This window comes from Paenibacillus sp. AR247 (assembly GCF_002968895.1).
Lineage (GTDB): Bacteria > Bacillota > Bacilli > Paenibacillales > Paenibacillaceae > Paenibacillus_AQ > Paenibacillus_AQ favisporus.
This window is the reverse complement of sequence record NZ_PCZT01000005.1, coordinates 102720-112586: the sequence shown is the minus strand read 5'-3', so window position 1 is coordinate 112586 and position 9867 is coordinate 102720. Positions and strand designations below refer to the sequence as shown.

9 protein-coding genes are annotated in these 9867 nt (G+C 60.0%); all 9 read right to left on the bottom strand.

The features are described 5' to 3' along the window. A partial coding sequence (locus tag CPT76_RS38925; protein WP_258168075.1) for an ABC transporter ATP-binding protein occupies positions 1 to 937 on the bottom strand: 937 nt, incomplete at its 3' end. A gap of 16 nt (positions 938 to 953) precedes the next feature. Next, the gene (locus tag CPT76_RS04585) at positions 954 to 1850 is read right to left on the bottom strand and encodes an ABC transporter permease (protein WP_089549939.1); all 897 of its coding nucleotides are present in this window, start codon (positions 1848 to 1850) and stop codon (positions 954 to 956) included. A gap of 19 nt (positions 1851 to 1869) precedes the next feature. Continuing rightward, a complete protein-coding gene (locus CPT76_RS04580) occupies positions 1870 to 2796 on the bottom strand; it encodes an ABC transporter permease (RefSeq protein WP_076174964.1) in 927 nt (308 codons plus the stop codon). Positions 2797 to 2815: 19 nt separating this feature from the next. Continuing rightward, positions 2816 to 4471, bottom strand: a complete 1656-nt coding sequence (locus CPT76_RS04575) for an ABC transporter substrate-binding protein (protein ID WP_105442077.1) — start codon at positions 4469 to 4471, stop codon at positions 2816 to 2818. Between the two features lie 16 nt (positions 4472 to 4487). After that, positions 4488 to 5843, bottom strand: a complete 1356-nt coding sequence (locus CPT76_RS04570) for an LLM class flavin-dependent oxidoreductase (RefSeq protein ID WP_105442076.1) — start codon at positions 5841 to 5843, stop codon at positions 4488 to 4490. Positions 5844 to 6160: 317 nt separating this feature from the next. Then, positions 6161 to 6727: an NADPH-dependent FMN reductase gene (gene ssuE, locus CPT76_RS04565; protein ID WP_105442075.1), complete on the bottom strand. Its 567-nt coding sequence runs from the start codon at positions 6725 to 6727 to the stop codon at positions 6161 to 6163. Positions 6728 to 6729: 2 nt separating this feature from the next. Beyond that, entirely contained in the window at positions 6730 to 7968 is a 1239-nt protein-coding gene (locus CPT76_RS04560) for a M20 metallopeptidase family protein (RefSeq protein WP_105442074.1), read from the bottom strand. Between the two features lie 11 nt (positions 7969 to 7979). Continuing rightward, positions 7980 to 9317 (bottom strand): LLM class flavin-dependent oxidoreductase, encoded by a 1338-nt coding sequence (locus CPT76_RS04555; protein WP_105442073.1) that lies wholly within the window; start codon positions 9315 to 9317, stop codon positions 7980 to 7982. 262 nt (positions 9318 to 9579) lie between these two features. Continuing rightward, positions 9580 to 9867: DinB family protein (locus CPT76_RS04550; protein WP_146116150.1), on the bottom strand; the 288-nt coding region annotated here is incomplete at its 5' end.

Sequence of the window (9867 nt, the reverse complement as noted above, 5' to 3'; positions counted from 1 at the left end):
GCTCGCCGGATCCGGTTAAGACCGGCGCTTCCTGCGTGCAGCGCTCCGTGGCAAAGGGGCAGCGCGGGTGAAAGCGGCAGCCCTGCGGAAGTGCAGCCAGGCTCGGGATCGACCCTTCGATCGAATGCAGCTTCGTGCCGCGGACCGTGTCGAGCGTCGCGACGGAACGGAGCAGGCCCCGCGTATACGGGTGGCGCGGAAGGCGGAACAGCTCGGAAGCCGGCGCCTCCTCGACGATTTCGCCGGCATACATGACGACCACCCGGTCGGCAATTTCAGCGGCGATCCCGAGATCATGGGTGATCAGCAGGATCGACATGCCGAGCTCGGCCTGCAGTTCTTTCAGCAGGCGCAAAATTTGCGCCTGGATCGTGACGTCCAGCGCAGTGGTCGGCTCATCCGCGATGAGCAGGTCCGGCCCGCAGGACAGCGCCATGGCGATCATGGCCCGCTGCAGCATTCCGCCGGACAGCTCGCCCGGATACTGCTTCAGCCGCAGCTCCGGCTCCGGAATACCGACCCGCTTCAGCAGCCGGACGGCGCGCTCCCTGGCCTCCCGCTTGGAAACTTTCTCATGCTGCAAGATGGTCTCCTGAATTTGCTGCCCGATCGTAAAGACCGGGTCGAAGGCCGCCATCGGCTCCTGGAACACCATCGCCATCCGTTTGCCGCGAATCCGGCGCAGTTCGGCCTCCGGCAGGCCTGCCAGGTCCGTACCGTCCAGAAGAAGGCTTCCTCCGCTGATGCGCCCGTTCTCATGGTCGATCAGACGCATGATCGCTTTGGAGGCCACCGTCTTGCCGCTGCCCGACTCCCCGACGAGGCAGACGGTTTCCCCGGCTTCGATCGACAGGGTCACGTCCCGGATCGCCTGCAGCGTCCCTTTCCGGGTCGTAAAATCGACGGACAGCTCCCGGATATCAAGCAAAGTGCTCATTGACGTTCCTCCTCCTTTAGCGCTGCGTGACTTTCTTCGGATCGAAATGGTCCCGGAGCCGGTCGCCGATAATGTTGACAGACAACACGAAGGCGGTGATGGCCAATCCCGGGAAGGTGCAGATCCACCAGGCCGCGGTCAAATAGCCTCTGCCTTGGGAGAGCAGCGTCCCCCAGTCCGGAACCTCGCGCAGAACCCCGAGACCCAGAAAGCTCAGGCCCGATCCCGTCAGAATGGACGTCCCGATACCGATAGCTGCCATGACCAGCAGCGGAGACAGGCTGTTCGGCAGCACATGCTTCCAGAATACGCGCAGCGGTGAAGCGCCGATGGATACCGACGCTTTGACGAACGTCCGGCTTTTGATGCTCAGCACCTGGGCCCGCATCACCCGGGCATAACCCGGCACGGAGGATACGGCTACCGCCAGCACGATGTTAAACAGGCTCGGACCGAGCGCGCCGGCGATGGCCAGTGCCAGCAGGATGCCCGGGATCGTCATCAGCACGTCATTGAGACGCATGATCGCCGTGTCGATCCAGCCGCCAGCATAACCGGACAGCGCCCCGATCGTTCCCCCAAGCAGGCCGCCGACAAGAACGGAAGCAAAGCCGATAAAGAGCGAGTCCCGGCTCCCGTACACGACCACGCTGAAAATATCCCGGCCGAAATAGTCGGTGCCGAACAGATGCGCGCCGCTTGGCGCCTGCATGATGCTGTCCGTCCGCATCTCCGTAGGGGCGTAGGGCGCAATCCACTGCGGCACGATGGCACAGGCCGCCACAAACAAAATGATTAATCCGGCCGCCACCAGGAACAGGTCGCTTGCCGTGAACTTACGGATTTTCGGTGCGGCCGCGGCCGCAAGCTTCCGCTCGCGCCAGACCGTCTTGGCGGATACCGCCTCCCTCATAACTGCTCCCTCCTAAGGTTTATGTTGAACGTCTCACGCGCGGATCGATCAGCGTATAGGACAGATCCACCAGCAGGTTAACCAGCGTATAGATGATGGCTGAGAACAAAATGACGCCCTGGACAACCGGGAGATCCTTGGCCATGATCGCGTCCGAAATGATCCGGCCGATGCCCTGACGGGAAAACACCGTCTCGACGACAACCGTGCCGGCCAGCATGTCACCGATCAGCATGCCCGTCATCGTGACGGCCGGTATCAGCGCATTGCGCAGCGCGTGACGGTACATGACCGCCCGCTCAGCCAGGCCTTTTGAGCGCAATGTCACGATGAACTGTTCGCTGATGACCTCCAGCATGCTGTTGCGGACCATCCGGATAATAAAGCCGCTCCCGACCGTGCCAAGCGCCAGTGCGGGCAGCACCAGCGTCCGCCACCCGTCCGATCCCATCGCCGGAAACCAGCCCAGCGTAATGGAGAAAATCAGGATGAGCAGGATGCCCGACCAGAAGGTTGGCATGGAGATGCCGAACAGCCCGATGACGCGGGCGATGATGTCAATCGCCCCGTTCCGGTGAATGGCCGACAGGACACCCAGCAGCAGCCCCACGGTCACGGACACCAGCACGCTGGCTCCGGTCAGGGCCAGGGTGGCGGGGAAGCTCTCGGCGATTTTGGGCAGCACCGGATCGGAATTCAGCAGGGATTTGCCGAAATCCCCCTGCAGGATGCTCCCGAAATAATGGAGCAGCTGGATGTGAAACGGCTGGTCCACGCCCAGCTGATGCCTTAAGTTCGCAATGACCTCCGGCGTCGCCATCGAGGGATCGACCATGTTGTCGGTCGGATCCCCGGGAAGAACGTAGAGGATCGTGAACACCAAAACAAGTGAGCCGATAATGACGAGGAGCGACGTTAAAAGGCGCCGGGTTACCATCCACAGCATGCCGCCTCAAGCCTCCTTTCTATTTTTGCAAAGATACGTCGTTGAACAGCGGATACCCGAGGGAATCAAAGGTAAGTCCCTGTACCGATTTGGAAGCGGCCACCGTATACGGGAAAACGTAAATCGGCAGAATAACCGCATTGTCGATGATATAATGCTGAATTTTATGGTACAGCTCCTCGCGCTTGGCATCGTCCTTCTCGACCCGTCCCTCTTCCAGCCACTTGTCGACTTCCGGACTGGCGAGTCTCGGCAGTGTCGGCCGGCTCTTTGGATCATAGGAATGGTAGAAGGAGTACAGCGCGTTCGGATCGGAGTTGACCTGGCTGTTGCCGTACAAATCATAGTTTCCGTTGGTGTAGACCACAGTGCGGACATCCTTCGTGATCTCGACCTCAACGTCCACGCCGATTTGCTTGAGCTGCTGCTGCACCATGACCGCGATGTCGTTGCGTTTCTCCCGGTTTGGCGTGCCGTCGACGTAGTGCAAGGTCAGTTTCTTCCCGTCCTTGGCCCGGACGCCGTCCGCTCCCTTGACCCATCCCAGCTCGTCAAGCAGCTGATTGGCTTTGGCGATATCCGGTTTGACCGAGTTTTCCAGCGACGGGTCATAACCGAAGGTGCCCGGGGTTAGCGGGGACCAGGCCCGCTCGTACGTGCCCAGGTACAGCGTTTTGACGATGGCGTCCACGTCCACGGCCAGCTGCACCGCCTGCCTTGCCTTCAGCTCGTTCCACGGCACGCGCTCCTGGTTGAAGAACAGCGTGTACGGCAGGCCGAGCGTATTTGCCTGCAGCAGCTGGAAATTCGGATCCTTTTTCAAGGTCAGGATGTTCTGAGGCGGCACCGTCTCGGCGGCCAGCACCTGCTTGCTCTGCACGCTGCCGATCCGGGTGGCCTCTTCGGGTACGATTTTAAAATCGATGCCGTCCAGGTAAGGCGCCCCCGTATTGGTCACGATCTCCGGCGCCCAAGCGTAGTCCGGATTACGCTCGACCTTGATGTCGGCATTCTCATCCCACTTGACGAATTTGAACGGCCCCGTGCCGACCGGATGCTGCCCCAGCTGATCCCCGTATTGCTTGGCTGCAGTCGGCGACACAATGCCAAGCAGCGCCTGGCTCAGGTTGCCCAGAAAAGCCCGTGAGGGCGTCGACAAATTCAGCTTGATCGTGTACTCGTCAATGACCTCGGAGGACTTGTAGGGCTGAAGCAGAGCGGCCGCATTCGCCGCCTTGGTGGCGGGGTCCAGAATCCGGTCGAAGTTGAACTTGACCGCCTCGGCGTTAAACGGCGTTCCGTCCTGGAACTTGACGTCCTTCCGCAGCTTAAACGTGTAGCTCAGCCCGTCGTCTGAAATGGTCCATCCCGTCGCCAGCCACGGCTTGATCGTATTGTCCGGCAGCTGAACGACCAGACTGTCGTAGATGGTGCGGATGACGCGGACCGCGACGGCCAGGCCGCTGCGGTGCGGGTCCAGCGTATCCGGCGACGTCGCCAGAGCGTAGGTGAGCTCCCCGCCCTGGGCGGATGCTCCCTGTACGGCCGGTGCCGCCCCGCTATCCGTCTGCCCTTGGGAGGCCGTCTGCTTGCCTCCGCAAGCGGACAGCAGCATAACGATGACCAGCAGAGCGGCTGCTGCCGATTTACGCCTGTTTTTCGAATAAAACTTCATCTATCTCAGACTCCCTTCAGATCCAAAATATCGTTTGCATGCAGGGTGCAGGGACTCCTTGCTTCGTATAGCGGTTCTCCGGCACCGGCAGACCCAGATTTCCCCGCAGCGTATCTCCCTCGTATTCCGTGCGGAACAGCCCCCGCTCGCGCAGAATCGGCACCACCAGCTCGATGAAATCGTCCAATCCGCCCGGCACGCCCGATCCGATAATAAAGCCGTCGGCTGCCTCTTCCTCAAACCACTGCTGCACCAAATCCGCCACCTTCTCCGGCGTCCCGATAAACACCGTCCGCGGCGTCGCTTCCTGCAGCGCTATTTCGCGCAGCGTCAAGTTCTCCTCCTTGGCACGTCTCTTGATACGGTCAGTCGTGCTGCGGAAGCTGTTCGAACCAAAGTCACCCAGGTCGGGAAACGGCTCATCCAGCGGGTATTGGGAAAAGTCGTGGTGCTCGAAGTAGCGTCCAAGGTACTCCAAAGCCTTCTCAATTGTCACCAGCCCGGCGATTTCCTGGTATTTTCGCTCGGCTTCTTCTTCCGTGCGGCCCACGATCGGCCCGATGCCCGGAAAGATCAGAATTTCCTCCGGAGCGCGTCCGAGTGCGGCTGCCCGCTGTTTCACGTCCCGGTAAAAAGCCTTGGCCTCCTCGATCGTCTCCGGGCCGGTGAACACGGCGTCCGCCGTTTTCGCCGCCAGGCTGCGGCCGCTGTCCGAGGAGCCCGCCTGGAACACGACCGGCTGCCCCTGCCGGGAGCGCGCAATGTTCAGCGGCCCCTGCACAGAGAAGAACTCCCCTTCATGGTTCAGCCGGTGCAATTTGTCCGGATCGAAGAACACCCCGCTCTCCTTATCCCGCACAAAGGCATCGTCTTCCCAAGAGTCCCACAGCCCTTTGACCACCTCGAGATACTCTTCCGCGATCCGGTACCGCTCGGAATGGGCCGGATGCGGCCGACCGCCGAAATTCAGCGCGGTCCCCTCCAGTGGTGAAGTCACGACGTTCCACCCTGCGCGCCCGCCGCTGATGTGGTCGATGGAGGCGAACTGCCTGGCGACCGTAAACGGCTCACTGTAAGAGGTCGACAGCGTGCCAACAAGCCCGATCCGGGAAGTGGCTGCGCCGAGCGCGGACAAGATCGTAATCGGCTCAAACCGGTTCAAAAAATGCGGGATCGACTTTTCGTTGATATACAGGCCGTCGGCAATGAAAACAAAATCGAACTTGCCCTCTTCCGCCTTCTGTGCCTGCTGTGTATAGAACGAAATGTTTACGCTCGCATCCGAAGGAATTTGAGGATGTCTCCAGGCGGTGTGGCTGCTGCCCACGCCGTGTATGGTGGCCCCCAGTCGAAGCTGTCTGTTTTTGCCCATAGTTCACTCACTCCATCTTTTTTTAAATTTGGGTTGATGCTTGAAATGACTCCAAAGATGACCCTCGACGGTTTCAATATTATTTTTCCAATGAGTATAGTCGGGATTATTGCTGATACTGTACCATCTATGCCTTTCGGGCTACAATACCGTATTAAAATCTTCTATTCAGGCTTTTCCATTCTCTATAAGGCTTTAACTGCGGGCTTTTCCGGGTATGTGAAAAACCCCGATCCGTGCTTGGCGGACCGCGGTTCTCAGGGTTGTTTCGGACAGCTCTGTATTATATGTGGAGTACAGGGGGTATGAAATAGAGGTCAGACTGCCTGCTCTTCAGCCGGCGTTAATACGGCGTAACGGGTAAGCTCGCTGCGAAGCTCGGTTAAAGCGGATTCCAGGCGATCTCTCAGCTCTTCCTTGATCTCGAAACCGCCGTTCTCCAGGCGCGTGATCCATCCGTCTACGGCGAATACACCGCCAAGAATATGCGTGCCTCCCAGTGCGGCTACCACCGGCTTCAGGGCATAATCCACGGCCAGAAGATGGGCGATCGTGCCCCCGATAAACAGCGGCAGCACCAGTTTGCCCTGCAGGCCTTTCTGCGGGATGACGTCCAGAATCGTCTTCAGCGCCCCCGAGTAGGAAGCTTTATATACCGGGCTTGCGATAATGACTGCGTCCGCTTCTTCCACGGTCGCAATCACCTGCCGGATCACCGGACTGTTGAAATCCGCGCGGAGCAAGTCCTCTGCCGGCAAATCCGCCGCCGAGATGAAATCGATCCCGTATCCGGCCAGCGCCAGCCGATCCTCGAAAAACTGGGTCAAAGCGAACAGGCGGGACCCATGCGTCGGGCTCCCCACAATAAATGCTATTTTCGTCATCATCATTCCTCCTCATGGGATGGGGTTGAGACTGCCAACTTCACAAATATCCGGACCCCGTGCACCAGGACGTCCTCGTCGAGGTCAAACCGGGGCTGGTGGATCGCATGCACAATTCCCGCTTCCTTGTTCCCGCAGCCGATAAAGGCGAAAGCGCCGGGAACGCGGTCCAGGTACCAGCCGAAATCTTCGCCGGCCAGGCTGGGCGGATCGAGGTAGCTCACCCGCTCCTCGCCGAGCACCTGCCGCGCCGCAGCCATGATCCGCCGGACGGCGGCCTCGTCATTCACGACGGCGATGCCCTCGCGCAGCTCCATGGCGTAACTTCCGCCGGCCGCTTCCGCGATGGTGGCGGCCAGACGCCGAAGCCCTTCCGTGATCGCCGCAACGGTTTCCTTCCGGAAGGCCCGGAAGGTCCCTCTCAGCTCGCTGTCGGCTGCAATGACGTTCACGGCCGACCCGGCATGCAGCGTGCCGAAGGCGAGAACGGCCGCTTCCGCGGGATTGACCCGGTTCGCCATCAGGCCGTTCACCTCGGTGACGAACCGCGCCGCCATTTGCAGCGCGTCCACCGCCTGGTGTGGGGCGCTGTGATGACCGGACGCGCCCTGAAACCGGACGGTAAAATGGCTGGAAGCCGCCATCGCTTCGCGCGGATGCACGCCCAGCGTGCCGACGGGCAGCTCCGGCATGACATGCAGCGCGAAGCATTGGTCGACGCCGTCCAGCACACCGTCCTCGATCATGTCGCGGCCGCCCGACAGCAGCCGCCCGTCCAGCGGGCTTCGCAGCGCGCCTTCCTCCGCCGGCTGAAACACGAACCGGATCGTGCCCCGGATCCGGTGGCGGTGCGCCGCCAGCGTCCGTGCCGCGCCGAGCAGCATCGCCGTGTGGGCGTCATGGCCGCAGGCATGCATGACGCCTTCATGGATCGAGCGGTACTCGGCGTCATTCTCCTCTTGGATCGGAAGGGCGTCCATGTCGGCGCGAAGCAGCAGGGTCGGGCCGCTGCCGCCGGTACCGTGCAGCGTTCCGACGACCCCCATGCCAAAGTGCTTGCCGATGCCGCGCCTGACCTCGATCCCCCAGGATTCCAGCAGGCCGGCCACAATGCCCGAGGTGCGGGCCACATCGTACAGCAGCTCAGGATGGCGGTGCAGGTCCCGGCGAATCCGGACGAGCTCCTCGCGGAGCCCTCCGGCAAATTCCATCAGTTCATCCGCCTGTGTCAGCCCGATCATCGTCCGCTCCTTTAAGGACGCCCGGCCGCAGCCTTGGCTCCGGCATATCGGTTCTCCGGCACCGCCAGCCCGAGATTGCCGCGCAGTGTGTCGCTCTCGTATTCGGTCCGGTAAATACCGCGTTCCTGCAGAATCGGTACCACCTGGTCCACGAATTCCTCCAGACCTTTCGGCACGGCGGCCGTAATCATGAAGCCGTCGGCCCCGCCTTCCTCGTACCACTCCTGAATTCGGTCCGCAACCTGCTCCGCGGTTCCGATAAAATTGCCGTGAGGTGTGGCCGACTGGAGTGCCACCTGCCGGAGCGTCAGGCCTTTTTCCTTGGCATCCTTTTTGATTTTGTCCGTACCGCTCTGGAAGCTGTTCTTGCCGAGATCGCCGAGATCCGGGAACGGCTCGTCAAGCGGATACTGGGAAAAGTCGTGATGCTCGAAAAACCGGCCGAGGTAGTTCAGCGCATTTTCGATCGTCACCAGGCTGGCAACCTCCTGATATTTCCGCTCGGCTTCCTCCGGCGTGCTGCCGATAATCGGGCTGATACCCGGGAAGATCAGCACGTCGTCCGGATTGCGTCCAAAAGAGGCGGCTCTGGTTTTGACGTCCTGATAAAAGGCTTTCGCATCCGCCAGCGTTTCGTGCCCCGTAAAGACGGCGTCCGCTTCCTTGGAAGCGTAGTTTTTGCCGACCTCGGACGAGCCCGCCTGAAAGATAACCGGCTGCCCCTGCTTGGAGCGGGCGATGTTCAGCGGTCCTTTGACCGAGAAAAACTCGCCTTCATGGTTCAAGGTGTGCATTTTCTCCGGATCGAAGAATACCCCGGTTTCCTTGTTCCGCACAAACGCGTCGTCCTCCCACGAATCCCACAGCCCCCGGGCCACTTCCAGAAATTCGGTCGCGATCCGGTAGCGCTTATCGTGTTCGGGATGCTCCTTCTTGCTGTAGTTCAGTGCCGACCCTTCCAGCGGGGACGTCACGATGTTCCAGCCGGCGCGCCCGCCGCTGATCATATCGAGCGAAGCGAACTGGCGGGATACGGTAAAGGGCTCGCTGTAGGAGGTGGATAACGTGCCGACAAGCCCGATATTCTTGCTGACGGAAGCGAGCGCGCTCAGAATCGTGATCGGCTCAAAACGGTTCAGAAAATGCGGGATCGATTTTTCGTTAATATACAAGCCGTCCGCGATAAAGATGAGGTCCATCTTCCCTTCCTCGGCTTTTTGGATCCACCGTTTGTAAATTTCAAAATTGACGCTGGCGTCGGGCTGAGCATCCGGATGGCGCCACATGGAGGTTCCCCCTCCGACACCGTGCAGCAGCGCGCCGAGTTTCAACTGTCTTTTCTTGGCCATCTCTTCCATCCTCCTTATTTAAAAAGCGATTCTATTATGGATAAAAATTTACGTAACCCGTGCCATTTAATATCATCCAAGCGTTGCCAAGCGCCGCAGCAGGTATGCTATTTCTCTTGCGGCTTCAAAGTTTTTAAGCTTCGATTGTGACTGCTATGGCTTCAAACGGTTGGTTTTTCGAATTTTAGTTCTGCGGCTTCAAATGGCCTGTGCTCCGGCCTCTTTTGCGTCACAAGTCTCTTGTAACGTGCCTGGAAAGGGCTTAGACCAATGCTGCCGCCTGCTTAATGCGTTCGATTTGCCCCAGGTGGTTCTCCACGTGCCGGATAAATCCGTTGACCAGATCGGCGACGCTGACGGTTTGACCTCTAGGATTTACGCCGTTTTTCGCCAGGTCTTCGGGCGTAAGCCGCTGGAGCAGTAGCGTGTTATACGTGAGCAGCGCGTGGAAAGCATCGAGGATGTCCGGCGTGCCGCCTTGATTGGCATGCTGGCCGCTGACCCAGGCGTCCTGTTCGAACGCTGGCAGCTGTGCCGTCGTGCCCGCAAG

Coding starts and splice junctions, on each gene's coding strand:
- CPT76_RS04585 (WP_089549939.1), bottom strand. CDS start 1,850: ATGAGGGAGGCGGTATCCGCCAAGACGGTCTGGCGCGAGCGGAAGCTT.
- CPT76_RS04580 (WP_076174964.1), bottom strand. CDS start 2,796: ATGCTGTGGATGGTAACCCGGCGCCTTTTAACGTCGCTCCTCGTCATT.
- CPT76_RS04575 (WP_105442077.1), bottom strand. CDS start 4,471: ATGAAGTTTTATTCGAAAAACAGGCGTAAATCGGCAGCAGCCGCTCTG.
- CPT76_RS04570 (WP_105442076.1), bottom strand. CDS start 5,843: ATGGGCAAAAACAGACAGCTTCGACTGGGGGCCACCATACACGGCGTG.
- ssuE (WP_105442075.1), bottom strand. CDS start 6,727: ATGACGAAAATAGCATTTATTGTGGGGAGCCCGACGCATGGGTCCCGC.
- CPT76_RS04560 (WP_105442074.1), bottom strand. CDS start 7,968: ATGATCGGGCTGACACAGGCGGATGAACTGATGGAATTTGCCGGAGGG.
- CPT76_RS04555 (WP_105442073.1), bottom strand. CDS start 9,317: ATGGCCAAGAAAAGACAGTTGAAACTCGGCGCGCTGCTGCACGGTGTC.